The sequence below is a fragment of the Curtobacterium sp. MCBD17_030 genome (assembly GCF_003224255.1).
Taxonomy (GTDB): Bacteria; Actinomycetota; Actinomycetes; order Actinomycetales; family Microbacteriaceae; genus Curtobacterium.
In genome coordinates, this window is sequence record NZ_QKLI01000001.1 from 526,494 (window position 1) to 550,460 (window position 23,967).

The window sequence follows — 23,967 nt, forward strand, 5'->3', positions numbered from 1 at the left end:
GTAACGTCACGGCGCGTTCTGTGAACGCTGTGTTTCGTGGACCGGTCAGCGCGGTGTGCAGGTGCCCCGAGCGACGTGCGAGGACGGTCAGGAGGCCCGGGGCTCGGTCTCCGCGCTGGCTTCGGTCTCCGCGCGCGTCAGCGCCACGACACGGCTGGCCGCGCGCAGGTACTTCTTGCGGTACCCGCCCTCGAGCATCACCTCGGGGTAGACAGTGTCGAGCGGGATGCCGGACGCGACGATCCGCACCTGCGCGTCGTAGAGCCGGTCGACGAGCGCCACCCAGCGGAGCGCATCGGTCTGGTCGGTGAACGCCTGCACGTCGGTCAGGCCGACGGCGTCGAGGCCGTCGACCAGCGCGACGTACTTCGACGGGTGCACCGACGCCAGGTGGGCCACGACGGAGCGGAAGTCGTCCTGCGTGACGCGGGCCGGGCCTCCCGTCCGGGACGTCGTCACCGAGGACAGGGTCGCCAGGACGGACGGGACGTCGTCGACCACCGAGGCGGACTCGTCGACGGCGCGGCGACGGAAGTCGAGGCCGTCGATCCGCATCGTGTCGAACCGGTCCGACATCGCCTGGATCTCCCGCAGGAAGTCCTGCGCCGCGAACCGGCCCTCGCCGAGCGCTCCTGGCGGGGTGTTCGACGTCGCGGCGAAGCGGGTACCGGACTCGGACAGCTCCTTGATGAGCCGCGTCATCACCATCGTGTCGCCCGGGTCGTCGAGCTCGAACTCGTCGATGCAGACCAGCGAGGTGCCGCGGAGCAGGTCGACGGTCCCCTGGAAACCGAGTGCGCCGACGAGGGCGGTGTACTCGATGAAGGTGCCGAACGTCTTCCGGCCGGACGCGGCGTGGTAGGCGGCGGCGAGCAGGTGGGTCTTGCCGACGCCGAACCCGCCGTCCAGGTACACGCCCGATCGCGCCGGGGTCTCGGGCTCCTTGCGCTTCCGGCCGAACAGGCCGCGCTTGGCGGGCTCCGGCTGTGTGGCGACGAACGCTTCGACCGCGTCCCGGACCTCGGCTTGCGAGGCGTACTCCGGGTCGGGCCGGTAGGAGGCGAACGACGCGGTGGTGAACTGCAGCGGCGGCACCAGGGAGTCGGCCATCTGCTGCGGGGTCACCTGCGGGTCGCGGTCCACGAGGTGGGCGACGGGAGCGAGTTCGGGCAAGACGGCCTTCCGGTGCGGAGCGTGCGTGCGTGCGTGTCGTGTACGTCGTGCGTGTCTGTACGTCGTGGAGTGTCACGGTGCGGCGGGGACTCGGCCCGTCCGCGTACCGTTGCCGTCGACGCGCAAGGACCGATCGTAGTCCGCGCGCCACCGATCCCCAGGAGGTACCCCCGATGACCGCACCGGTCGACCCGTCCGAGAAGTTCCGCTCCTACGCGCACCCCGAGCGCCTGGTGTCCACCGAGTGGCTGCAGGAGCAACTCGACGCCGGAGCCGGATCGCCGGAGCTCGTCGTGGTGGAGTCCGACGAGGACGTCCTGCTCTACGAGACCGGGCACATCCCGGGCTCGGTGAAGATCGACTGGCACACCGACCTCAACGACCCGGTGCAGCGCGACTACATCGACGGCGAGGCGTTCGCGCGACTCGTCGGCGGCAAGGGGATCGGCCGCGACACCACCGTCGTCATCCACGGCGACAAGAACAACTGGTGGGCGGCCTACGCCCTCTGGGTCTTCACGCTCTTCGGGCACGAGGACGTCCGCCTGCTCGACGGCGGCCGGGCGAAGTGGATCGCCGAGGGCCGCGCGATGACCACCGACCGGACGACCGTCGAGCCGGTCGAGTACCCCGTCGTGGAGCGCCACGACGAGCCGGTCCGCGCCTTCAAGGACGACGTCCTCGCCCACCTCGGCAAGCCCCTCATCGACGTCCGCAGTGCCCCGGAGTACTCCGGTGACCGGACCACCGCGCCGGACTACCCGGAAGAGGGCGCCCTCCGCGGCGGCCACATCCCCACCGCCGTGAACATCCCGTGGGCGACCGCCGCCGCCCCGGACGGCACGTTCAAGTCGCGGGACGAGCTCGACGCCGTCTACCGCGACGGCGCCGGCATCGGCGACGCGGACGAGGTCATCGCCTACTGCCGCATCGGTGAGCGCTCGAGCCACACCTGGTTCGTGCTGCAGCACCTGCTCGGCTACGAGAACGTCCGCAACTACGACGGATCCTGGACCGAGTGGGGCAGCGCGGTCCGCGTCCCGATCGCGGTGGGATCCGAGCCGGGTACGCTGCCTGCTCGATGACGGACGCAGCACTCCCCCAGCCCCTCGCCGAGATCCGCGACGACTTCCTCGCGCTCTCGTTGAACGACCGCCTGCAGCTCCTGCTCGAGTTCTCCGACGAGCTGCCTGCCCTCCCGCCGCGCCTGCAGGGACACGAGGACGAACTCGAACGTGTCGAGGAGTGCCAGTCCCCGGTCTTCATCTCCGTCACGGTCGGTGCGGACGGCGACGCACCCGACGTCGTCCGGATGCACGCCACGGCGCCGCGCGAGTCCCCCACCACCCGGGGGTTCGCCTCGATCCTGGCGCAGGGGCTCTCCGGCCTCACCGCCGAGCAGGTGCTCGCCGTGCCGTCCGACTACCCGCTCACGATCGGGCTGTCCGAGGCGGTCAGTCCGCTGCGGATCCGCGGCATGGTCGGCATGCTCGGCCGGGTGCAGCGGCAGGTCACGGCGGCGGTCGCGTAGCCGCCTCGTTCCGGACGGGCGCGGCCCGCTCAGCGGTGACGCCAGCGTCACGCGGGCCGCGCCGACCGAGCCTGCGAGGGAGGACGGTGCCAGCTGGTGCCGCGCCTCCCGTCCGTCGTCCCCCCATCTGCCCGCAGAACGTCCCGGCGGAACGAGCGGTACACGTGGCAGGATGGGCCCGTCAACCGACGAGGGGAACGGGACGACATGGGGAAGATCCACGGCAACGACCCGACGGGGTACTCCTACGGAGACGCCGACGGACTGAAGTCCGCTGCGACGGGGCTCGCGAGCGCGATCAGCGGCCAGAAGGGGTCGCGGGCGTCGTACGTCACGACCGCGAGCCGGGAGTTCCGGGGGTACTTCTCCCAGGTCTTCGCGGACAACGCCGATGTCGCCTCACGCGGGGCGTCCGAGCTCGTCGACGCGCTGCAGAGTCTGTCGGGCTTCGTCGAGCAGCTGCGTGAGGCCGCGAAGCAGGAGGACGACCGGCGGGCGAAGGCGAAGGCCTGGGCGGCGCGCAAGAAGGAGCGCGAGGACAACTTGTTCGTCGCCGCGACCCACGAGGTCGGGACGTGGTTCGGCGCCGACGACGACCCGAAGCCACCGGAGCCGGAGCCAGAGCCGCACCGCCAGGCCGACGCCGTGACGGTGAGCGGCCGGACCATCCCGGCCGGTGGGGGCGGCGGAGGCGGCGGCACGTCGTCGGCGGTGCCCGCAGACCTCCGGTCGTTCCAGTCCGGCATCCGGTCGTGCGACGAGTCACTCGCTGGTGCGGTCTCGACCTTCCGCAACGCGCTGACCGACTACGAGTCCGGCTGCAACCCGTGCTGGGGCACGCTCAACGCGCAGTCGCTCGTGACCGCCGTGAACGACTGGCTGACCGCGAACGGGCAGGACGCCGCCTGGGCGGGCACCGTCGCGGCGCAGTTCGAGGCCGCAGGCGGTGGCACCGGACCCGCCACGCTGTCGGACGCCTCGATCTCGGCGGCCCTGGCGGCGGCCGGCATCGACGCCACCCGCGACGACCTGACCATCGGCCCGTTCTCGGCGATGGGCACCCCGCCGACGAACGGCTTCGCCGACGACCCGGTGAACACCGCGACGGGGAACTTCCTCGAGCCGGAGACCGATCTGCGCTTCGGCGGGGCCGCGGCAGCGCTGCACTTCTCACGGATGTACAACTCGCTCGACACTCGGGTGGGCTGGTTCGGCATCGGGTGGTCGTCGGTGCTCGACGTCCGGTTGGAGCTCGGGGACGAGGTCGCGTCGATCGTGCTCGAGGACGGGCGCCAGGTCGACTTCCCCCGGGACGACGACGGCTGGGCACGCGGGGTCGGCGAGGACCTCTGGCTCCGCCGCGAGGACGCCGTGCTCGTCGTCGCCGACAACGCCGGCGGCCGATGGACGTTCACGCCCGCCGGGCTCTGGCTCGGCACCGACCGGGGGCCGGGCACCGGCGTCTCGGTCGTCCGGGACGGCGACGACCGGATCACCCGGCTCGAGCACGAGCTCGGCCGCGCGCTCCACGTCGAGTACCAGGACGACCGCGTCGCCTCCGTCTCGGCGTCGGACGGCCGCCGCGTCGAGTACCGGTACGACCACGCCCGACGCCTCGTCGCCGCGCAGGACGCGGTCGGCACGCGACGCTACCGGTGGGACGACGCGGGCCTGGTCGACCAGGTGACCGCGGCCTCCGGCGTCGTCGAGTGCGTCAACGTGTACGACGCGCAGGGCCGCGTGGTCGAGCAGCGCACCCCGTTCGGACGCACCGTCCGGTTCGCGTACCTGCAGGGCCGGGTGACCTCGGTGTCGGACACTGACGGAACCGCCACGAACACCTGGATCTCGGACCGGAAGGGCCGCGTCGTCGGGATCGTCGACGCCGACGGCCGCCGTCAGTCGATGTCGTACGACCCGCACGGCAACCTGGTCTCGGTCACGGAGCGCGACGGCCAGACGACCGTCCACGGGTACGACGACCGTGGCCGACGCGTCCGCACCGTGACGCCGGAGGGCGCCGACCTGACGTACGGCCACGACGAGCAGGACCGCGTCACGACGATCGTCACGGCGGCCGGTGGCGTCGTCGAGTACGAGTACGCCGACGCAGCGGACCGCAACCCGTCGGTCGTCGTCGACCCCGTCGGCGGTCGGACCGAGCTCGAGTGGCGCGGCGGTGTGCTCGTCCGGTGCACCGACCCGACCGGGGTGACCGTCACCTTCCACCACGACCGGTTCGGCGACGTCGTCGGCATCGAGAACGCCGACGGCGCGGTCGCACGACTCGAGCGCGACGACGCCGGTCGTGTTGTCGAAGCCCGGACGCCCCTCGGCCACCGCACGCGCTACCGGTACGACGCCTCCGGACTGTTGACCTCGCGTGAGGAGCCCGACGGCGGCGTGTGGCGGTACGAACACGGTCCGTGCGGCCGGGTCACCGCGACGATCGACCCCCATCGTCCGCGCCGTGATCCGCGAATCGGCGTCGTACGTCAGCGTGGTGCGTGGGACGAACGACCACCGCGACCTACGACGCGGCCGGCCGCCAGCTGACCCAGACCGACCCCGACGGCAGGACCCTGCGATGGGAGCACGACGCCGCCGGGCTCGAGGTCGCCCAGTACGCCGACGACGCACTGCTCGCCCGCATCGACCGCGACCCGCGCTCCCGGACCGTCACGATCACCGACCACACCCGTGGCGGGGATCCGGTGGACCACACGCTGGATTACAGCCGGCTCGGACAGCTCGTCCGTCGCAGCACCGGCTCCCGTGAGACCCGGTGGAGCCACGACGCCGACGGCCTCCGCACCGCCGTGTACTCCCCCGACGGCACGGTCACCCGGTACGACCGCGATGCCGTGGGTCGTGTCAGCCGTGTCGAGCACACCGCCTTCGGCGAGGTCCGGTACGACCACGACCCTGCCGGACGCCTGACGGGCCTCCGGGCCGGTGACCAGCTGCAGTCCTGGCGCTACGCGGACGGCCAGCTCGTCGAGCACACGACGACCGACGCCGACGGGTCCGACGTGACCCGCATCGAGCGGGACCCCGACGGGCGGATCCTGTCGGTGGACGGCCCCGCCGGACGGACCAGGTACGGCCACGACGACGGGGCACAGCTGGTCTCCGCCGAACTCGTGTCAGCTATGGGTTCTGACCACCGGTCCGACTGGGTCTACGACGCAGCCGGACGGCTCGTCGAGGAACGCACCGATGATCGAGTCCGCCGGTTCCACCACGACGCGGCAGGTCGACTCCTCCGGGTCGAGGACGGTGACGCGTCCGTCACCTACGAGTACGACGGGCGCGGCCAGCGCACGCGCGAACTCCGGAGCGACGGCAGCACCACCGACTCACTCTGGGACGCCCGCGGGTGGCTCACGGGCACCCGGACACAGGGTCCGGATGGCTCAGCGTCGACCAACCTGACGGTCGATGCCCTCGGCGAACTCGCCGATGTCGACGGTGTCCCGATCGCCTGGGACACCGCGGCGGCCACGCCGACGCTCCTCGCTGTCGGCGACGCTCCGGTCCTCCGTGCTCCCGGTGGCATCACCGGAGTCGGTGACGCCTGGACGACCGCCGGTTGGCGCAGCGCTCGTGCCGCATCGGAAGCGGACCCGTGGCAGGTCCTCGCCGACGTCGGAGGCGCGTCCCTGCCCGCAGCCCTCGGTCTGGGTGCCGACGGCACGCTGCAGGTCGCCGGCCTGGAGTGGATGGGCGCCCGCGCCTACGACCCGACCACGCGCGGGTTCCTCTCCGTCGACCCGCTCGCTCCGCCCGCCGGAGCCGCGTGGGGTGGCAACCCGTACTCGTTCGCCGGGAACGACCCGCTGCACGCGCTCGACCCGCTCGGGCTCGCGCCGATCACCGACGCCGAGCTCGAGGCCTACGCCGCCAGTGAGCAGGGTCCCCTGGCCCGGGCTGCAGCGGCCACGGGCGAATGGTTCAAGGACAACTGGGAGTACGTCGCCGGTGGCGCGATGGTCGTCGGCGGTGGGCTCCTCATGGCCACCGGGGTCGGCGGCCCGGTCGGCATGATGCTCATCAGCGCCGGCGCGGACACCATCATCCAGAAGGCCACCACCGGCGAGGTCAACTGGGGGCAGGTCGCGGTCAGCGGGGCGTTCGGCGCCGTCGGCGGCGGCTTCGGTGCGGCGATCGGGAAGCACTTCGTCGGGAACGCGGTCGAGGGTGCTGTCGAGAACGTCGCGAACACCGTCGTCAGTGGGCAGCCGGTCACACCGGGCAGCCTGCTGCGGAACGCTACCGAGGGCGCCGCGACGTCGGCAGCCACCGGCGGGGTGCTCAACAAGGTGCATCTGCCGACAGCGGTGAACAAGCTCGGCGACGAGCTCCCGACGCCCTTCGAAGGTCAGAAGATCTACCGTGTCTACGGCGGAGATGCTCAGCCGACCGGTGCCTCATGGTCGCCGTCCCACCCTGGGTCTGTTGCCAACTACCGCGACGTCGCAGGACTACCGTCAGGGAAGACCGGGCCCGATTACAGCGTGAACTCGGGGCGGTTCCTGCTCGAAGGGACGTTGCGCGACCCCAGCGCGGTGGTGAAGACGAGGGCAGCGCTTCCCCTGGACGGCAACCGAGGCGGACTAGACGAGTACATCATCCCGAACGGCATCGACAAGGGCGCGATCCAGCTCGATCGCGTCAGCGGCATCAATCCGGAGTTCTGACATGCAAGAAGTCTTCTTCCTCTCGTCCATGGACAGCAAGCGGTTCTCGTCCGTCTTCCGGTGCGAAGTGGAACGACCGATCGAGCTCCCGAACGGTCACCATGCACTGATGGTCAGCTGCGATCCGCCGCTGAACGGTCAGGAGCTCGGCCATCCACTCGGCATCGGGGAGTTGTTGCTCTGGAGTCGGTTCGAGGACGAAGACCTCTGGACCTTCCCCGCCTTCCCGCACTTCGTGCAGATCTGTCTCCCTGACGTCGATCTGCCTGCCCATGCCATGCCTCCGAGCATCGCATGGGGCGAGATCTACAAGACCGAGGCCGACGCGCATGCCCACGAGATGAGCGCTCGCACGCGTCCCTCCCCGACGTGATCGAGTTGGTCGGCAAGCTCCCGCAGACTCGCGAACCGCTCTACGAGGCAGCAAGAAGCGATCCGTGCGAGCGAGCGAGCGAGCGAGTGAAGGTCATGTCGTTCCGAAGGAGATCAGGCAGTCCGACCACCAGGCGGCCGGAGCCGGGATTCGTCACCTACCACCGCTTCATCGGTTCGCAACCGACGGGCGCCCTGGAGTTCCGCAACGTCGTCATCAGAAACGATGAGATCATTTCCGGATTCCCTACCAACACACCGAAATACTCACGATGTGCGACCTTGGCAATTACCGAAATCAGGCACTCCGCATCATTAGCGGGCTCGAAGAGCGGCTCGGTATTCAAGCGCTGGAGGATGCGCGCGATCTCGTTGAATGCAACGAAGCCCCTCTCGGTCTGAGTATCGCAGCAGGGCTCATCGCGGAGCGCAACCTCAAGGTTCCCATGTGGATCGTCGAGGACATCAAACGTCTCTTGCAAGAGTGGCCAGAGGAACTCGCTGAGCTTCCCGAACACTTCGAGACGCACGGCTCTGATCTCCTCCGCGGCGATGTGCCACCCGAAGGGCCGAGCACCTGATCGAGGGTTCCGTTCAAATTTGTCGCGACCAGCGGGGCCGCGAAGGTAGGGGAATTTGCTGCTGGGTTGACTCACGTCTGTGGTCGCCGCCCCTCCTGGACACCGGGGCCTTGAACTGATGCCTGCTGAGAACCTTGCTCGGCAATGAGTCGATCTCGGACGGCGTGAGCCGGCTCATCCTGGACAGCTTTGTCGTGAACGCCCGCGATCCCGGGAAGGAGGTCGACCTCGTCGACGCGTCGACCCGCGAGTTCGACGTCACCTGGCGGGTTGAGCAGGAGCGGATCGTCGCGTTCCGGGGTGCGCACCAGAATCGAGGCTGAACGTGGGTGTCCGGCGCGGATGGAACGAGAACGAATCTGAAGCCCTCACCCGCGGAGTGATCCGCGATACGAAAGTGGAGAGGTACGGCGACTGATGGGTGTCCTGACCGTCCGGGATCTCGACCGGATCCTCGCGCACTCGACGGTTCCCGTACCACCGGAGGTCGGGTCGGTGCTGGCTCGCGCTGAGAAGGGCGACGAGGTCTTCGCCGACCGCTTCAGCGCAGCGGAGTTCGTGACCATGGTGCGCACCCGGTACCTGGCCCGCGAACCGAACCTCCAGGAGCTGATCGAGCCGCTCGGAGGCCTGGGCAGCGCTCCGGTCCTCTTCTGCCAGGTGGAGTCCGGCGAGGAGGTGGTGTCGCTCGTGCTCGACGAGCACGAGCACGAGGTGCTCGCTGTGACCTACCTCGATCGATCTCGGACGGCGAGGACAATCTCGGTCGGGGACTTCCGCGGGCTCCTTCGGGCGTCGACACTCCCGGCCGCAGCCCGCGCCCGGTCCGCGATCGAAGCGCTGCCCGACGACCGGCTCCTCCGCCTCGGCGAGACCGAGGCCGCCAGCATCGCGAGGACGCTGTGGACGAAGTACAACCTGGCGCGCGAGAAGGGGGTCGCGGTGGTCGGACTCGAACAGTTCACGAAGGACCTCTCTGATGCTGGATCCATGGACGTTCTGCTGGGCTCGATCTGGCTACAGGAATCATTGGTGACCGCAGCCCTGGACGCGACTACTCGTCAGATCGTCGGCGTGCTCTACATCACTGATTTCCTGCCCCCGGCCGGACGCACTTCCCCCGCCCGATGATTGCCGAAGTGGCCCGGAGGAGGCGACGCAGCTTGAGCAGCAGGAAACAGCCGTACGAAGCACGGCCGGGAGACGTGTTCGGCATACCGTTCCAAGGCCGGCATCACCATGCAGAACTGTTCGACTGACGACCGGAAAGCCCTATCGTGGTGTCACTCGACAGCAGCGGAGGACCCCTATTGAGTACGAGCAAGGCGCTGAATGTCACAGCAGGCGATGTCTTCATGATCCCGATCAGCGACTCATCGGCGCATCTGGGACAGGTGATCGCGGAACGCGGCGTCAGCCTCTACATGATCGTGTTCGACCAGGTCGTGCAGATCAATGCACTTAGTGACAGTCGCTCATGGCCGCTCGATACGGAACCGTTGTTCGCCATCCAGACCTTCGATGGGAGATTCGACGAAGGAGCATGGCAAGTGATCGGCCACGCTGAGCCGGACCGTGTACGCTTCCTTCCGGCCTTCACGCACGGCCTCGTGGAGACCGGAGGGGTGCGCGTCACCGATTTCAGCGGCACTCGAGAACGCCTCGCGACGCCGGAAGAGTCAGCAACTGTCCCACACATGATCACTCGCTCTTCGCTACTGCTCGAGATGGCCGTTCGTGCGCAGGCTGGCTTGGAACCGTGGCTTCCAGCTTTCGACGGCATCCGATACAAGAAAACGCCTACTTCTGCAGAGCTCTTCGGCGCATGACACAAATGGCTGGTTGGCGAGCAGAGGACACCACATGCGCGAGCAACGTCACCGATTTGCAGGAGGAGGCCCGCATTGGACATGACGGAACCGGGGAATCTCGCGAATGCCGGCGACGTGTTCCTCATCCCCGTGGACAGCAGCCGGGGCTACCCAGGCGTGGTGGTTGCAGAACGAAACGCCAGCCTCTACGTCCTCGTGTACGACCAAACCCTTCCATTGCACAGCAGTGGGAACGCGTCCTCCTGGAACTTCACGGTCGATCCGCTCTTCGCTGTGCTCACGTTCGATGCCCGCTTCTACCACGGCGACTGGAAGATCATCGGGCAGAGAACTCCGGAGCCGGACCGCTTCCTACCAGCGTTCTGCTACGGATCCCCAGAAACCGGAGGAGCACGAGTCTCCAACTTCACCGGGACGACCAGCCGATCAGCATCCCCGGCGGAGATGCAGACCATCTCACCCGAGATTTATCGGAGTCCGATGCTTCTCGAGAGGGCCGTGCGGGCTCACGCAGGCCTCGACCCCTGGTACCCGGTGTTCGACGAGATCCGTTACACGAAGACGCCGACATCAGCCGAGCTGTTCGGCTCCTGATTCCGATCGCGCATCGCCGCCTGCACGCACGGGGCCCATGCAACGAACAGACACCAGCTGTCACAGCAGGATCGCCCTGTCTCCCCTTGAGCAGATAGGTTACCGATGCTGCGCCTCTTCACTCTCGACTTGATCCAGAACGAAGACGTGGATGTCGAACTCGACGACATCTTGGGATCTCTGTGTCTCCCCGAACTCTCTTGGACAGCCGAGGACATCTTCGTCAACGTCTCCCCTGGTTCCGGATTGGAGATTGGTGAACTCGAACGAGTGTCCAGCACGCCAGGTCTTCCGAATCCAGTGCTCGACCACGCCACGTTCACTCGTCTCGTTGCAGCCACGGTGCAGTTCATCGAGGGCGAGTTCATCGGCTTCGAGGAAGCCGATGTCGGTCAGCTCGACAAAGCCGTCATCGTCATCGATGTGGTGGACGGAGCGTGGTGGACGGGGATCCTCGACCTGGATCGAGTCGGAGTGCAAGACGGGTTCACTTCGATCTTCGGGGAAGGGACACCGGCGGCGGCCATGTCCCGCCGGCCACACGACGCCTGAAGGAAGGCCCGTGGTCGTCTTCGACTGGGTCGAGAACACCCCAGCGCGGCGGTGAGACGAAGGCACCGGTTCCCCTGGACGGCAACCGAGGCGGACTTGACGAGTACATCGTCCCGAACGGCATCGAGAAGGGCGCGATCCAGTTCGATCGCGTCAGCGGAATCAATCCGGAGTTCTGACATGCAAGAGGTCTTTTTTCTCTCCTCCATCGACAGCAAGCGGTTCTCGTCCGTCTTCCGGTGCGAAGTGGAACGACCGATCGAGCTCCCGAACGGTCACCATGCACTGATGGTCAGCTGCGATCCGCCGCTGAACGGTCAGGAGCTCGGCCACCCGCTGGGCATCGGGGAGCTGTTGCTCTGGAGTCGCTTCGAAGACGAAGACCTCTGGACCTTCCCCGCCTTCCCGCACTTCGTGCAGATCTGTCTCCCCGACGTCGATCCGCCTGTCCATGCCATGCCTTCGAGCATCGCATGGGGCGAGATCTACAAGACCGAGGCAGACGCGCACGCCCACGAGATGAGCGCTCGCCCGCGCTCCTCGACGAAGTGATCGAGTTGGTCGGCAAGCTCCGGCAGACTCGCGAACCGCTTCACGAGGCAGCAGGAAGCGATCCGTGAGAGTGAGCGAGCGAAGACCATGTCGTTCCGCAGGAGATCAGGCCACCCGGCAACCAGGAGACCCCAGCCCGACTTCGTGACGTACCACCGCTTGATCGGCTCGCAACCGATGGGCGTCCTGACGTTCCGAAACATCGTCAACGGGATGACCATCCCCCCGCTGCGCTGGCTCGTCACCGACCTGGACATGGTCGCGCTGCCGGACTCGGACATCAACGTCCTCGAGTGGGAGCAGAAGCTGCGCGACAGCAGCGGCGCCGGACTGTGGATCACCGACGACGACATGCGGCGCTTCGTCCGGGACAACCACCAGATGATCGACGGCGAGTTCTTCGGCTCACCGGTCGGCAGCACCACGACGGACGCTTCGCAGGCCGTGACCCGCATCGACTTCTTCGACAGCACGACGGTCACGGTCACCCTGGATCGTTCGGTGATCGGGACCTCCTGGGAGTTCGAACTGTTCCTCGGACCCGGCGTTCCCGCGTCCGGCATCGGGAGCCGCGACGAGGAGATCGCGGACGAGCAGCGCCACGCACAGGAGGCACGCGACGGTCAGCAGATCCGCGCACTCGTCCGCGCGTGCCTCCAGAACGCTCGGATCGACGAGGCGCCGGCGCTCCTCACCCAGCTCGGCGCAGTGGTCGACGTCACGCCGTCCGGGCCGCGCGCGTGGGCGCTCGCGCTCGAACTCGCCGAGGCACCCCGCGTCGACCTCCCCGACGGACCACTGCCGGAAGCCGCCAGTTACCGAACCGACGCCGAGGCAGTCGGGGGCGAGTTGCTCATCTGGGCGCACGACGGCAGGATCCAGATGGTCGAGCTCCCGTGGTTCACCGACGAGATGCCGACCGAACTGCCGCGTCTCGATCAGCTCGTCTTCCCCGCAGAGCGAGACGCCGGAGACGGCGAGAGGACACCGTGACCAACACCACGTCGGCCCCCATCCAACTGCACGTCGCCGGCGACACGCTCGACGCCATCGTGATCGACACCGCTGTCACCGTCCGCTTCTCGAGCGGGGCGACCCTCCGGTTCGAGACTGCCTTCTCGCTCACCGAGACCGACGGCACGCACACCTTCATGGAACCCGGTGATCCGCCCTCGCTCCTGCCGCTCCTCGCCCTCCACGCGAAGGTAGTGGAACACGGCACCGTCACCGGCGCCCGCATCGCCGTCCGCTTCGCAACGGGCGAGTTGCTGGAGGGGTGGTCCCACCGCGACCGGCCCTCGTGGCACTGGTCCGAACCAGGACGAGCGCGCCTGGACATCGACGTCCTGACCGGCGGCGAGGTCGTCGCTCGAACGCTGCCGGGAGGAACGGCGTCATGACGGACGACCTGTCGGTCGACGACCTGCGCCGACGCCTACCGGCGTCCGACCCGCTCGTCCCGGGCCGGGTGCACGAGGTGTTGTCCGCTGTCGCCGACGATGCCGAGGTCCTCACCTACGACGTGCCGGCACGCTCCTTCACCGAGGTCGTCCGGCGCAGCTACGCGCAGGACGAACCCAACCTGCTGCCACTGGTCGAACCACTCGAGCCGCTCGGGGACGCGCTCGTCCTCGTGTGCCAGGTCGAGTCCGGGCCGGAGATCATCACCGTCCTCCTCCGTGCTGCCGACCGGGGGTTCCTCTCCGCGACGGCGTACGACCGTTCGGTGATCACCAGATCGCCCATCCGACCGACGGAGGAGGCACCATGACCGACGATCCCGTTCTCGAGTTCGCCGCCGCCCGGGTGGACGTCCTGACCGTCACCTTCCAGACCACCATCGGGTTCTCGAACGGCACGACGGTGCAGTTCGAGGCCGAGTTCGCGATCACCGGTCCGGACGGGGAACGCCGGCTCGTGGACCCGACGGACCCGACGTCGCTCGCACCCGTCCTGGCCCTGCCCGGCGACACGGTCACGAACGCGACACTCGACGGCGCCGACCTCCGGCTCCACTTCGCATCCGGGACGGTCCTCGAGGCCTGGCCCGACGAGTCGTACGAGTCCTGGAACTACCACGGTGCCGGGCCGGAGCGGCGGATGATGATCGCCATGCCCGGCGGTGGCCTGGCAGTCTCCGGACCACCAGCAACGTCCGACTGACCAGTCGTGCCACGATGAGGGTGTCATCGGACGAGGGGAACGGACGACGTGTTCGGCAAGCGCAAGAAGGACCAGCCATCGGGCTCCGAGTTCCACCAGACCAACAGTGAGCAGCAGCTCTTCGCGCAGTTGTTGGCCGAGACCCGGGCCGACCCGGAGAAGCTGTTCACGATCGAGATGATCGATCGTGGCAACCCTGGCCGCGACCTCGACGATCGTCTGAAGCGACTCCGCCACGCGGGCGTGACGATGACGCGGCCGTCCCCCGCCGAGGGTGTCCCGCCACGGTCGTCGTCGCACTCCGAGTCCGGGACCGCCGAGACGCCCGCCGACGAGCTGCTCCCGCTCAGCCGCGAGCCCTTCACCGCCGAGACCGGTGACGTCTTCTTCATCCCGGACGGCGGCGGCCGGGTGCTGCTCGGGCACGTCCTCGCGACGCTGCACGACGCCGTCTACCTCGCGGTCTTCCAGCGCCCCGAGGACCTGCCGCGCCCCGCCGACCCGCTCGTCGTGCTCGCCACGCAGCCGGTGGTGGCCGGGCTGACCCTGCCGGCGCGGTTCCAGCCGGGCATGTGGGAGGTCGTCGGCAACGTCGCCCCCGACACCGCCCGCCTGCTGCCCGCGTACACCTGGGGCACGGACCTCGACGGCGTGCACGTCACCGACTTCGACGGGTCGCGTTCCCGACCCGCGACCGAGATCGAGGCGACGACGATCCCCCGCCGCGTCGTCGTGTCGCCGTACTTCATCGACATCGCCGTCCGCGCCGTGGTCGGCCTCGTCGACTGGCACCCGGACTTCGAGCACCTCCGCTACCGCTCCACCCCGCGCTCCGTCGACCTCTTCCCCGCGCGCTGATCCGGGCACGCGCTGAAGCCGGACAGGCCGCCACCGACGGCGGGTGATGACCACCCGTCGGACGGGAGGCCCGTCACCGCTGGTCCCGCGCCTCCCGTCCGACGTCGGTCACCGCACGCGCGTCACCGCGCGTCGGCCGCCGGCCGCGACGCCACCACCTCGGTGAGCCACGCCAGGATCCGCGCGTCGAACCAGTCCGCGTCGTGGTTCCAGAGCTTGGTGTGCCGGGCGACGTGCGCGACCTCGAGCCGCACCAGGTCCGGTCGGGCAGCGGCGAGGGCGTAGGACGCCGATGCAGGCACGAACCCGTCGTCGTCGCTGTGCAGCAGCAGGATCGGCACCCGCAGTTCGTCGGCGCGGGCGACCATGTCGAGTTCCCGCAGGTCGATCGGCTGGTCGAGTCCGGCGACCCGGTGCAGCACGGGCGTGCGGAGCACCCACTGCGCCACCTTCCGCACCGGCCGGGGCAGCCGGAGCGCACGGCTCTGCGACTTCAGGACCGCGTGCCAGTCGACGACCGCCGACTCCAGCACGACGCCGCTGACGAGTCCTGCGAGCCCCGAACGAACCAGGGTCTGCAGGACCACGGCACCGCCCATCGACCAGCCCATCAGCACGACGCTCGTGGCGCCCTGCTGCGCGACCCAGTCCAGGGCGGCGTCGACGTCCTCCCACTCGGTCGAGCCCAGACCGTAACGACCGTCGGCACTCGGTGGTGCGACCCCGTCGTTCCGCCACGACACCAGCAGCACCGAGTAGCCGGCGGCGCGGAACACCGGCACCGCGCGGATCGTCTCGGCCCGGGTCACGCCCCGTCCGTGCACCAGAACGGCCCAGGGCGCGGCCGGGTCGTCGGCGCGGACCACCCAGGCGGGCGCCGGGCCGTTCGGGGTCTGCACGTCGACGTCCTCGACCGGCACCCCGAGCTCCCCCGGGGTCAGGTAGAACCAACCGCCCCACCGGCCGCGTCGGGCCACGCTGGGGTCGCCGGCGTCGACGGCGATGACCCGACGGGTGACGGTCGTGTCCGTCATGTCGAGCACCTCGCCGACGCGCATGTGCCCGGTCGCGCCGCCGAACCACAGGCTGTACCGACCCGGGGACTCGGTGTCGGGACTGCGTCCCAGGGAGACGGTGCGTGCCTCCAGGTCGACGGCGGTGATCGGCACCCGCTCGGCGCGCTTGCGGTCCGGGGTGACCACGGCCCGTGCGACGGCCGCGACCGACCCGGCGACGACGGCGACGCCGACCGCGGCGGTGGTGATGCCGGCACCCAGCGCGAGGAGGCCGACGGACCGGACGGCATCGGGACGGCGGGCCATGCGGGCCTTCCAGGACGAGGACGACTGCGGGCAGCACGACTGCGCGCGGAACGGCGTGCCGCCCGCGCCGGTGCTCGGTCCGGAGCCTAGTCTGCATCCGTGCCCGAATCCCGAGACCCCGACGCCGAACCGGAGGCGTTCGCGCGTCTCCGCGCGTTCGTGTCGAGTGGCAGGACCCGCACCGAGACCACGGTCACCGAGATCCCGTCGCCGAGCCGCATCGCACCCTTCTCACTCGCCCTGGCGGCGGACGTGTCGGGCGTCGTGCACGGTGTGGACTCGGACCTCGGCACCGGACGCTTCATCGCCCTGCACGACCCCGCGGAGCCAGAGGGGTGGGGCGGCGCTTACCGCATCGTCACATTCGCGCAGGCCCCGCTCGAGCCGGAGATCGGCGTCGACGAGTTCGTCGCCGACGTCACCTGGAGCTGGCTCGTCGACGCCCTCGAGGCGCACGGTGCCCGGTACGGCAACGCGTCCGGCACCGCGACGAAGATCATCTCCCGCGGCTACGGCGAACTCGCGGCTCAGGGCGACGGCGCCCAGCTGGAACTGCGGGCGTCGTGGACGCCCCTCGACGACGACCTGACGCCGCACGTGCAGGCCTGGGAGGAGATCGTGGCGATGCTCGCCGGACTCCCCCCGGCCTCGGACGGTGTCTCGCTCCTGGCCCCCCGGAGGCTCGCCCGTGACTGACGCCGATCCCGCATACGAGGACGCGCACGCCGCCGTCCACGTCATCGAGGAACGCGACGAGTACCTCGACGCCGTCGCACGGCTCGCCGCCGGTACCGGCCCGGTCGCGGTCGACGCCGAGCGCGCCAGCGGCTACCGCTACTCGCAGCGCGCCTACCTGATCCAGATGTTCCGCCGCGGGTCCGGCTCGTTCCTGTTCGACCCGATCGCGATCGGTGACTTCAGCGACCTGCAGGCCGCACTCGTCGACGAGGAGTGGGTGTTCCACGCCGCGTCCCAGGACCTGCCCTGCCTCCGCGAGGTCGGCCTGGTCCCGACCAAGATCTTCGACACCGAGCTCGGTGCCCGCATCGCCGGGTTCCCCCGTGTCGGCCTCGGCGCGGTCGTCGAGCAACTGCTCGGCATCACGCTCGCGAAGGCGCACTCCGCCGCCGACTGGTCGACCCGCCCGCTCCCGCAGGCGTGGCTCGTCTACGCCGCACTGGACGTCGAACTGCTGCCCGACCTCCGCGACTCGCTCGCCGAGGTCCTGGACGCCGCCGGCAAGACGCGGATCGCGGAAGAGGAGTTCGCGGCCGTCCTCGCTCGCGGCCCGAAGCCCCCGCGTGCCGAACCGTGGCGTCGACTGTCCGGCATGAACGTGCTCCGCGGCGCCCGGGCCCTCGCGATCGCCCGGTCGCTCTGGGAGGCGCGGGACGCCTACGCGCAGGAGACCGACATCGCCCCGGGACGCACCATCCCGGACTCGGCGATCGTCGCCGCCGCCGCTGCTGCCCCGGCTTCACGTGCCGAACTCGGTGCGCTGAAGGCCTTCACCGGCCGCGCCAGCCGCTCCGAGCTCGACCGCTGGTGGGCCGCCGTGGAAGCGGGCCAGACCACCGAGGACCTGCCACGCCTGCGAGGCGGGAGCGAGCCGAGCCTCCCACCACCCCGCGCCTGGGCCGAACGCAACCCGGCCGCCGACCGTCGGTACCGTGCGGCCCGCGCGGCCGTCACGGCGCGTGCGGCGGAGCTCGACCTCCCCGTGGAGAACCTGCTGACGCCGGAGACGCTCCGTCTGGTGTCGTGGAACCCGCCGAAGACCGTCGCGACCGAGACCGTCGGTGCGACGCTCGCATCGCACGACGCCCGGCCGTGGCAGGTCGAGGAGACCGCGTCGGTCATCGCGCACGCGTTCGAGGTCGCCGCGGACCGGTCCGTCGAGGACCCGGCGGCCGCGGTCACGGCGACCACGGCCTCCCGTCCGGACGAGACGACGGCGGACGCCGACCACGCGACGCCCGACGCCGGCGCGCCCGGTGCGGTCGGTCTTGTCGCAGACGGACAGACCGACGCCACGACCGGGACGACCGGCTCGTAGGAACCGCCCAACCGACGTGCCCCCGCCCAGCCGGGGGTACTAGCGTCGGAGCGTCGCCGGGCGAGGCCCGGCCGGTCGGGGTGACACGTCGCTCCGGCCCGATCGTTGTGGATCTGGAGGCTCGCATTGCCGAAGACATCAGACGTCGTGTTCGTGGACGGTGTCCGTACCCCGTTCGGCCGCGCCGGTGAGAAGGGGGTGTTCTGGCGGACCCGCGCCGACGACCTCGCCGTGCACGCGATGCGTGGCCTGCTCGACCGGAACAGCTCGCTCGACGGTGCCGCCGTGGACGACGTCGCCGTCGCCGCGACCACCCAGCAGGGCGACCAGGGCCTGACCCTCGGCCGCACGGTGGGCATGCTTGCCGGCCTGCCGAAGACCGTCCCCGGGTACGCCATCGACCGCATGTGCGCGGGTGCGATGACGAGCGTCACGACGCTCGCCGGTGCCATCGCCTTCGGTGCCGCCGACATCGCCATCGCCGGCGGCGTCGAGCACATGGGACGCCACCCGATGGGCTTCAACGCCGACCCGAACCCCCGCTTCGTCGCGGAGCGCATGGTCTCCAGCGACGCCCTCGTCATGGGCGCCACCGCCGAGCGTCTGCACGACCGCTTCCCCGCCATCACGAAGGACCGCACCGACGCCTTCGCCGTGCAGTCCCAGCAGCGCTACGCCGCCGCCTGGGGTGCCGGCAAGCTGCAGCCGGACGTCATCCCGGTCGAGGTCAACACCGGAGCAGGCTGGGACATCGTCTCGGCCGACGAGCCGCCGCGACCCGGCACCACCCTGGAGGCCCTGGCCGCGTTGAAGACGCCGTTCCGGCCCCACGGACGGGTCACCGCCGGCAACGCCGCCGGGCTCAACGACGGCGCGACGATGAGCCTCCTCGCGTCCGAGGACGGCGCGAAGCAGCACGGTCTGCCGACGAAGATGCGCATGGTCTCCTTCGCCTTCATGGGCGTGGACCCCGAGGTCATGGGCGTCGGCCCGATCCCCGCTACCGACAAGGCGCTGCGGAAGGCCGGGCTGTCGATCGACGACATCGGTCTGTTCGAGATCAACGAGGCCTTCGCCGTGCAGGTCCTGGCCTACCTGGACAACTACGGCATCGCGCAGGACTCCCCGAACGTGAACGCCTGGGGCGGCGCGATCGCCGTCGGGCACCCTCTCGCGTCGAGCGGCGTCCGCCTGATGAACCAGCTCGCAGCCCAGTTCGCCGAGCGCCCGGACGTCAGGTACGGCATCACCACGATGTGCATCGGGCTCGGCCAGGGCGGCACCGTCATCTGGGAGAACCCGAACTTCAGCAAGTCCGCGGCACGGAAGGCGGCCTGACCATGACCACCACCCCGATCGACCAGCTGACCGCCCTGAGCGAGGACGAGGTCGTCACGCATTCGTACGTCAAGCACGTCGCGCTGCCCTCGGGTGGCACGCTCGCGCTGATCACGCTCGACAACGGCAAGGACTACAAGCGGCCCTCGACGCTCGGCCCGCGCACGATGCGCGAGCTGTCGGACGTGCTCGACGCGCTGCGTGACGCCGCGTCGACGGGCACGATCCAGGCCGTCGCGATCACCGGCAAGGAGTACTGCTTCGCGGCCGGTGCCGATCTCTCCCAGGCGGCGGCGCTCCCCTCCCGCGAGGTCGCACACGAGCTCGGCGTGCTCGGCCACGCGACGCTCCGGAAGTTCAGCGAGCTCGGTGTGCCGTCGTTCGCGTTCGTCAACGGCATCGCGCTCGGCGGCGGGCTCGAGGTCGCGCTGCACTGCACCTACCGCGTGTTCTCGTCCGCTGCCCAGGGCATCGGGCTGCCCGAGGTCTTCCTCGGGATCATCCCGGGATGGGGTGGTGCGACCCTGCTCCCCCGGCTCATCGGTCCGGAGAAGGCCCTGCGGGTCATCGTCGAGAACCCGCTGAAGAACAACCGCCTGATGGACGGCCCGGCCGCGGTCGACCTCGGCATCGGCGATGTGCTGATCCCCTCGGTGACGTTCCTGCCGTCCGCGGTCGCCTGGGCCGACGGCGTCGTGTCCGGCCGCACGAAGGTCGTCCGCAAGAACGAGCCCGGACTGATCGAGAAGGCCGCCTGGGGCACCGTCGTCAAGGTCGCCCGTGGACAGGTCGCGTCGAAGATCGGCACCGTGCCGAAGTCACCGTTCCGCGCGCTCGACCTCGTCGCCGCCGCTCGTAGCGGATCGTTGGAGGAGCGCTTCGCCGGTGAGGACGACGCCCTGGCCGACCTGCTCGCCGGGGACCAGTTCGCCGCGTCGATGTACGCGTTCGACCTCGTGCAGAAGCGGGCGAAGCGTCCGGTCGGCGCTCCCGAGGGCGTCGACGCGAAGAAGATCACCAAGGTGGGCGTCCTCGGCGCCGGACTCATGGCGTCCCAGTTCGCGCTGCTCTTCGCCCGTCGTCTCGGCGTGCCGGTCGTCATCACCGACGTCTCGCAGGAGCGCGTCGACGCCGGTGTCGCCCGGATCCGCCAGTCCGTCGACGAGATGCTCGCCAAGGGCCGGGTCTCGCAGGACGACGCCAACCGCATCACCGCACTCGTCAGCGGTTCGGTGTCCTACGACGCCTTCGCCGACGCCGACTGGGTGATCGAGGCCGTGTTCGAGGAGATGAGCGTCAAGCAGGACGTGTTCCGCAAGATCGAGCAGGTCATCGCTCCGGACGCGATCCTCGCCACGAACACCTCGTCGCTCTCCGTCGACGAGATGGCCTCGGTGCTGACGAACCCGGAACGCCTGGTCGGCTTCCACTTCTTCAACCCGGTCGCGGTGATGCCGCTGCTCGAGGTCGTGCGGGCGGCGAAGACCTCCGACGAGGCCGTCGCCACCGCCCTCGCCGTCGCGAAGACGCTGAAGAAGACCGCCATCGTCACGGCCGACCAGCCGGGCTTCGTCGTCAACCGGGTCCTCGCACGCGTCCTCGGTGAAGCGATGCGTGGCGTCGAGGAGGGCACCTCGTTCGAGATCGTCGCCGACGGTGCCGCTCCCCTGGGCCTGCCGATGTCACCGTTCGAACTGCTCGAGCTCGTCGGTCTGCCGGTCGGTGCGCACGTGCTCGACTCGCACCACGCTGCGTGGCCGGAGCGCTTCTACCCGGGCGACGGGCTGAAGCGGATCGCGGAGCACGGCACGATCCTCACCCGCGACAAGAAGGGCAACGCGAGCGGGTACGACCCCGCTGCCGTGAAGCTCGTCGCACCGGCGAAGAAGGACGCGAAGCCGGTCGACGCTGCCGAGATGCAGCGCCGGTTCGAGGACGCCCTGGCCGACGAGGTGCACCGCATGCTCGAGAACGGGGTCGTCCAGCACGTCGAGGAGATCGACCTCGGGCTGATCCTCGGCGCGGGCTACCCGTTCCAGGCCGGTGGCATCAGCCCGTACCTCGACCGCTCCGGTGCGTCCGAGCGCGTCTTCGGCGGCACGTTCCACGAGCCGCCGATCGTCGGCCCCGCCTCCCGCTAGCCCGCACGGCGCTGCCCGGCGCACGGCGCTGACTGGCTCCGCACAACAGGAACCGCCCCGAACCACGGGATCCCGTGGTTCGGGGCGGTTCCTGTTGTGCGACGCCGAAGTGCACCGGGCGCGACGGGCGTCAGCGCTCGGCGGACTCCCGCGACCGCGCCGGCTTCGCCTGGGGCACCTTCGTGCCGACGACCTGGTCGATGACGTCGCGGGTGATCGCCTGCGCGGTCAGCCCCGCATCGCTGAGGATCTGACTCCGGCTGGCGTGGTCGATGAACGCGTCCGGCAGCCCGAGCTCGTTGACGCCGGTGTCGACCCCGGCAGCGCGGAGGTCCTGCCGCAGCCGGGTCCCGACACCACCGACACGGACGCCGTCCTCGATCGTGATGACCAACCGGTGGTCGCGGGACAGGTCGATGAGCGACGCCGGGATGGGCACCACCCAGCGCGGGTCGACGACGGTCACACCGATGCCCTGCGCCTCGAGCAGCGCGGCGGCCTCGAGCGCCGTCGGCACCATCGACCCGACGGCCACGATCAGGACGTCCTCGGCCGAGGTGGGCTCGTGCAGCACGTCGACACCGTCGCCGAGCCGTCGGAGTGCGGGGATGTCCGGCCCGACCTGACCCTTGGACCACCGGAGGACCGTCGGCGCGTCATCGACCGCCACGGCCTCCCGGAACTCCTCACGCAGGGTGATGGCGTCGCGCGGGGCGGCGATCCGGATGCCGGGGACGACCTGCAGCAGCGCCAGGTCCCACATGCCGTGGTGCGAGGGCCCGTCGGGGCCGGTGATGCCGGCACGGTCGAGCACGAAGGTGACGCCGGCCCGGTGCAGGGCGACGTCCATGAGCACCTGGTCGAACGCCCGGTTGAGGAACGTCGCGTAGAGCGCCACGACGGGGTGGAGTCCCCCGTACGCCAGCCCTGCGGCCGTGGTGACGGCATGCTGCTCGGCGATGCCGACGTCGATGACCCGGTCCGGGTGCGCCTGCTGGAACAGGTGCAGTCCGGTCGGACGGAGCATCGCGGCGGTGATGGCCATGATCCGCGGGTCCTCGTGGCCGACCTCGGCGAGCGTCGCGGCGAAGACGGAGGTCCACGACGGACCCGAGGCCTTGTCGAGCGACTCGCCCGTCTCCGGGTCGATGTGCCCGACGGCGTGGAACTGGTCCGCCTGGTCGCGGAGGGCGGGCTCGAAGCCGTGGCCCTTCTCGGTGATCGCGTGCACGATGACGGGCGAGCCGTAGCCCTTCGCCTGCCGGAGCGCCGCCTCCATCGCCTGCTGGTCGTGCCCGTCGACGGGTCCGACGTACTTGATGTCGAGGTTCGAGTACAGCGCCTCGTTGTTGGTGAAGCGCGACAGGAAACCGTGCAGCCCGCCGCGGAGCCCGCGGTACACCGCCCGTCCGGGCGCACCGAAGTGGTCGGCTGCGGCCCGGCTCTTCTCGTACAGGGTGCGGTACTCGCGACGGGTCCGGACGGAGCTGAGGAAGCGGGCCATCCCGCCGATCGTCGGCGCGTAGGAGCGGCCGTTGTCGTTGACCACGATCACCAGTCGGCGGTCGTTCTGGTCCGAGATGTTGTTGAGCGCCTCCCACGTCATGCCACCCGTGAGGGCGCCGTCCCCGACCACGGCGACGACCGTGCGGCCGGACTGCCCGGTCTGCTGGAAGGCACGGGAGATGCCGTCCGCCCAGGACAGCGACGAGGACGCGTGCGACGACTCGACGATGTCGTGCTCCGACTCGCTCCGCTGCGGGTAGCCGGCGATGCCCCCACGCTCCCGCAGACGCGAGAAGTCCTGCCGGCCGGTGACGAGCTTGTGCACGTACGACTGGTGACCGGTGTCGAAGACGAACGGGTCGTGCGGCGAGTCGAAGACCCGGTGCATGGCGAGGGTCAGCTCGACGACGCCCAGGTTCGGCCCGAGGTGCCCGCCGGTCTTGGCGACCTCGGCGACCAGGAAGGTGCGGATCTCCGCGGCGAGGTCGGTCATCTGCGCGTCGGAGAGACGCTTCAGGTCGCGCGGCGACGTGATGCTGGCGAGCAGGCTCACGGGCGCTCCTTTCGTACGGCGGTCGGCCCACTCTATGCGCGCGACCAGCGGACGGACTGGAGGCGCGGTGGCAGCCCGCCACGCGCCTCCCGTCCTCCGCGAAACGCAACGAGAGCGGCTCCCCGCAACGGAGTACCGCTGCG

The 23,967-nt window shown here is 69.8% G+C and carries 24 protein-coding genes; 20 read left to right on the plus strand and 4 right to left on the minus strand.

The window, feature by feature from the left end:
- Positions 1-87: 87 nt before the first annotated feature.
- On the minus strand, positions 88-1,173 hold the full coding sequence (gene zapE, locus DEI89_RS02465) for a cell division protein ZapE (protein ID WP_258368651.1): 1,086 nt from the start codon (positions 1,171-1,173) through the stop codon (positions 88-90).
- A 173-nt stretch (positions 1,174-1,346) separates the two neighbouring features.
- On the opposite strand from zapE, the gene DEI89_RS02470 reads away from it, so the two are divergent.
- The 5 genes from DEI89_RS02470 to DEI89_RS02490 all read left to right on the plus strand — a co-directional run bounded on the left by DEI89_RS02470 (position 1,347) and on the right by DEI89_RS02490 (position 7,777).
- Positions 1,347-2,258, plus strand: a complete 912-nt coding sequence (locus DEI89_RS02470) for a sulfurtransferase (protein ID WP_110902410.1) — start codon at positions 1,347-1,349, stop codon at positions 2,256-2,258.
- Positions 2,255-2,704 (plus strand): SufE family protein, encoded by a 450-nt coding sequence (locus tag DEI89_RS02475; protein WP_110902411.1) that lies wholly within the window; start codon positions 2,255-2,257, stop codon positions 2,702-2,704. Before DEI89_RS02470 ends, DEI89_RS02475 begins: the two co-directional genes overlap by 4 nt.
- Positions 2,705-2,911: 207 nt before the next feature.
- Positions 2,912-5,260, plus strand: a complete 2,349-nt coding sequence (locus tag DEI89_RS02480; RefSeq protein WP_110902412.1) for a DUF6531 domain-containing protein — start codon at positions 2,912-2,914, stop codon at positions 5,258-5,260.
- Positions 5,212-7,404, plus strand: a complete 2,193-nt coding sequence (locus DEI89_RS02485; RefSeq protein WP_110902413.1) for an RHS repeat-associated core domain-containing protein — start codon at positions 5,212-5,214, stop codon at positions 7,402-7,404. The genes DEI89_RS02480 and DEI89_RS02485 overlap by 49 nt, the downstream gene beginning before the upstream one ends.
- Position 7,405: 1 nt before the next feature.
- A complete protein-coding gene (locus DEI89_RS02490; RefSeq protein WP_110902414.1) occupies positions 7,406-7,777 on the plus strand; it encodes a hypothetical protein in 372 nt (123 codons plus the stop codon).
- A 157-nt stretch (positions 7,778-7,934) separates the two neighbouring features.
- Here DEI89_RS02490 and DEI89_RS02495 read toward each other — a convergent pair whose 3' ends face one another.
- Complete coding sequence (locus DEI89_RS02495) at positions 7,935-8,306, minus strand: hypothetical protein (protein WP_110902415.1); 372 nt, start codon at positions 8,304-8,306, stop codon at positions 7,935-7,937.
- A gap of 215 nt (positions 8,307-8,521) precedes the next feature.
- Between DEI89_RS02495 and DEI89_RS17545 the strand changes: the two genes are divergently transcribed.
- From DEI89_RS17545 to DEI89_RS02550, 11 genes are all read left to right on the plus strand, one after another.
- Positions 8,522-8,680, plus strand: a complete 159-nt coding sequence (locus DEI89_RS17545; protein ID WP_181421461.1) for a hypothetical protein — start codon at positions 8,522-8,524, stop codon at positions 8,678-8,680.
- Between the two features lie 94 nt (positions 8,681-8,774).
- Positions 8,775-9,488, plus strand: coding sequence for a hypothetical protein (locus DEI89_RS02505; protein ID WP_110902417.1), 714 nt, complete (start codon positions 8,775-8,777; stop codon positions 9,486-9,488).
- Positions 9,489-9,667: 179 nt separating this feature from the next.
- The gene (locus DEI89_RS02510) at positions 9,668-10,186 is read left to right on the plus strand and encodes a hypothetical protein (RefSeq protein ID WP_110902418.1); all 519 of its coding nucleotides are present in this window, start codon (positions 9,668-9,670) and stop codon (positions 10,184-10,186) included.
- An 81-nt stretch (positions 10,187-10,267) separates the two neighbouring features.
- Positions 10,268-10,783: an Imm26 family immunity protein gene (locus DEI89_RS02515; RefSeq protein WP_110902419.1), complete on the plus strand. Its 516-nt coding sequence runs from the start codon at positions 10,268-10,270 to the stop codon at positions 10,781-10,783.
- 105 nt (positions 10,784-10,888) lie between these two features.
- Positions 10,889-11,335, plus strand: a complete 447-nt coding sequence (locus DEI89_RS02520) for a hypothetical protein (RefSeq protein ID WP_110902420.1) — start codon at positions 10,889-10,891, stop codon at positions 11,333-11,335.
- Positions 11,336-11,515: 180 nt separating this feature from the next.
- Positions 11,516-11,887, plus strand: a complete 372-nt coding sequence (locus tag DEI89_RS02525; protein WP_110902421.1) for a hypothetical protein — start codon at positions 11,516-11,518, stop codon at positions 11,885-11,887.
- A 213-nt stretch (positions 11,888-12,100) separates the two neighbouring features.
- On the plus strand, positions 12,101-12,880 hold the full coding sequence (locus tag DEI89_RS02530) for a hypothetical protein (protein WP_146236661.1): 780 nt from the start codon (positions 12,101-12,103) through the stop codon (positions 12,878-12,880).
- The gene (locus DEI89_RS02535; protein ID WP_110902423.1) at positions 12,877-13,287 is read left to right on the plus strand and encodes a DUF6188 family protein; all 411 of its coding nucleotides are present in this window, start codon (positions 12,877-12,879) and stop codon (positions 13,285-13,287) included. The genes DEI89_RS02530 and DEI89_RS02535 overlap by 4 nt, the downstream gene beginning before the upstream one ends.
- Positions 13,284-13,658, plus strand: a complete 375-nt coding sequence (locus tag DEI89_RS02540) for a hypothetical protein (RefSeq protein WP_110902424.1) — start codon at positions 13,284-13,286, stop codon at positions 13,656-13,658. The genes DEI89_RS02535 and DEI89_RS02540 overlap by 4 nt, the downstream gene beginning before the upstream one ends.
- Positions 13,655-14,050, plus strand: a complete 396-nt coding sequence (locus DEI89_RS02545; RefSeq protein WP_110902425.1) for a DUF6188 family protein — start codon at positions 13,655-13,657, stop codon at positions 14,048-14,050. Before DEI89_RS02540 ends, DEI89_RS02545 begins: the two co-directional genes overlap by 4 nt.
- A gap of 48 nt (positions 14,051-14,098) precedes the next feature.
- Positions 14,099-14,908: a hypothetical protein gene (locus DEI89_RS02550; RefSeq protein ID WP_110902426.1), complete on the plus strand. Its 810-nt coding sequence runs from the start codon at positions 14,099-14,101 to the stop codon at positions 14,906-14,908.
- Between the two features lie 122 nt (positions 14,909-15,030).
- Here the strand turns inward: DEI89_RS02550 and DEI89_RS02555 are convergent, their stop codons facing one another.
- The gene (locus DEI89_RS02555; protein WP_110902427.1) at positions 15,031-16,230 is read right to left on the minus strand and encodes a S9 family peptidase; all 1,200 of its coding nucleotides are present in this window, start codon (positions 16,228-16,230) and stop codon (positions 15,031-15,033) included.
- A 99-nt stretch (positions 16,231-16,329) separates the two neighbouring features.
- Between DEI89_RS02555 and DEI89_RS02560 the strand changes: the two genes are divergently transcribed.
- The 4 genes from DEI89_RS02560 to DEI89_RS02575 all read left to right on the plus strand — a co-directional run bounded on the left by DEI89_RS02560 (position 16,330) and on the right by DEI89_RS02575 (position 21,765).
- Positions 16,330-16,926 carry a DUF3000 domain-containing protein gene (locus tag DEI89_RS02560; protein WP_110902428.1) on the plus strand — a complete coding sequence of 199 codons (597 nt, stop codon included), beginning with the start codon at positions 16,330-16,332 and terminating at the stop codon, positions 16,924-16,926.
- Positions 16,919-18,286, plus strand: a complete 1,368-nt coding sequence (locus tag DEI89_RS02565; RefSeq protein ID WP_110902429.1) for an HRDC domain-containing protein — start codon at positions 16,919-16,921, stop codon at positions 18,284-18,286. The genes DEI89_RS02560 and DEI89_RS02565 overlap by 8 nt, the downstream gene beginning before the upstream one ends.
- Positions 18,287-18,412: 126 nt before the next feature.
- Entirely contained in the window at positions 18,413-19,624 is a 1,212-nt protein-coding gene (locus DEI89_RS02570) for a thiolase family protein (RefSeq protein WP_110902430.1), read from the plus strand.
- A gap of 2 nt (positions 19,625-19,626) precedes the next feature.
- Entirely contained in the window at positions 19,627-21,765 is a 2,139-nt protein-coding gene (locus DEI89_RS02575; RefSeq protein WP_110902431.1) for a 3-hydroxyacyl-CoA dehydrogenase NAD-binding domain-containing protein, read from the plus strand.
- Positions 21,766-21,895: 130 nt separating this feature from the next.
- On the opposite strand, the gene dxs is transcribed toward DEI89_RS02575, so the two are convergent.
- Positions 21,896-23,824 carry a 1-deoxy-D-xylulose-5-phosphate synthase gene (gene dxs / locus DEI89_RS02580; RefSeq protein WP_110902432.1) on the minus strand — a complete coding sequence of 643 codons (1,929 nt, stop codon included), beginning with the start codon at positions 23,822-23,824 and terminating at the stop codon, positions 21,896-21,898.
- Between the last annotated feature and the right edge of the window lie 143 nt (positions 23,825-23,967).

Coding starts and splice junctions, on each gene's coding strand:
- DEI89_RS02505 (WP_110902417.1), top strand. CDS start 8,775: ATGGGTGTCCTGACCGTCCGGGATCTCGACCGGATCCTCGCGCACTCG.
- DEI89_RS02470 (WP_110902410.1), top strand. CDS start 1,347: ATGACCGCACCGGTCGACCCGTCCGAGAAGTTCCGCTCCTACGCGCAC.
- DEI89_RS02555 (WP_110902427.1), bottom strand. CDS start 16,230: ATGGCCCGCCGTCCCGATGCCGTCCGGTCCGTCGGCCTCCTCGCGCTG.
- DEI89_RS02530 (WP_146236661.1), top strand. CDS start 12,101: ATGACCATCCCCCCGCTGCGCTGGCTCGTCACCGACCTGGACATGGTC.
- DEI89_RS02575 (WP_110902431.1), top strand. CDS start 19,627: ATGACCACCACCCCGATCGACCAGCTGACCGCCCTGAGCGAGGACGAG.
- DEI89_RS02540 (WP_110902424.1), top strand. CDS start 13,284: ATGACGGACGACCTGTCGGTCGACGACCTGCGCCGACGCCTACCGGCG.
- DEI89_RS02525 (WP_110902421.1), top strand. CDS start 11,516: ATGCAAGAGGTCTTTTTTCTCTCCTCCATCGACAGCAAGCGGTTCTCG.
- DEI89_RS02480 (WP_110902412.1), top strand. CDS start 2,912: ATGGGGAAGATCCACGGCAACGACCCGACGGGGTACTCCTACGGAGAC.
- DEI89_RS02520 (WP_110902420.1), top strand. CDS start 10,889: ATGCTGCGCCTCTTCACTCTCGACTTGATCCAGAACGAAGACGTGGAT.
- DEI89_RS02475 (WP_110902411.1), top strand. CDS start 2,255: ATGACGGACGCAGCACTCCCCCAGCCCCTCGCCGAGATCCGCGACGAC.
- DEI89_RS02545 (WP_110902425.1), top strand. CDS start 13,655: ATGACCGACGATCCCGTTCTCGAGTTCGCCGCCGCCCGGGTGGACGTC.
- DEI89_RS02490 (WP_110902414.1), top strand. CDS start 7,406: ATGCAAGAAGTCTTCTTCCTCTCGTCCATGGACAGCAAGCGGTTCTCG.
- DEI89_RS02515 (WP_110902419.1), top strand. CDS start 10,268: ATGACGGAACCGGGGAATCTCGCGAATGCCGGCGACGTGTTCCTCATC.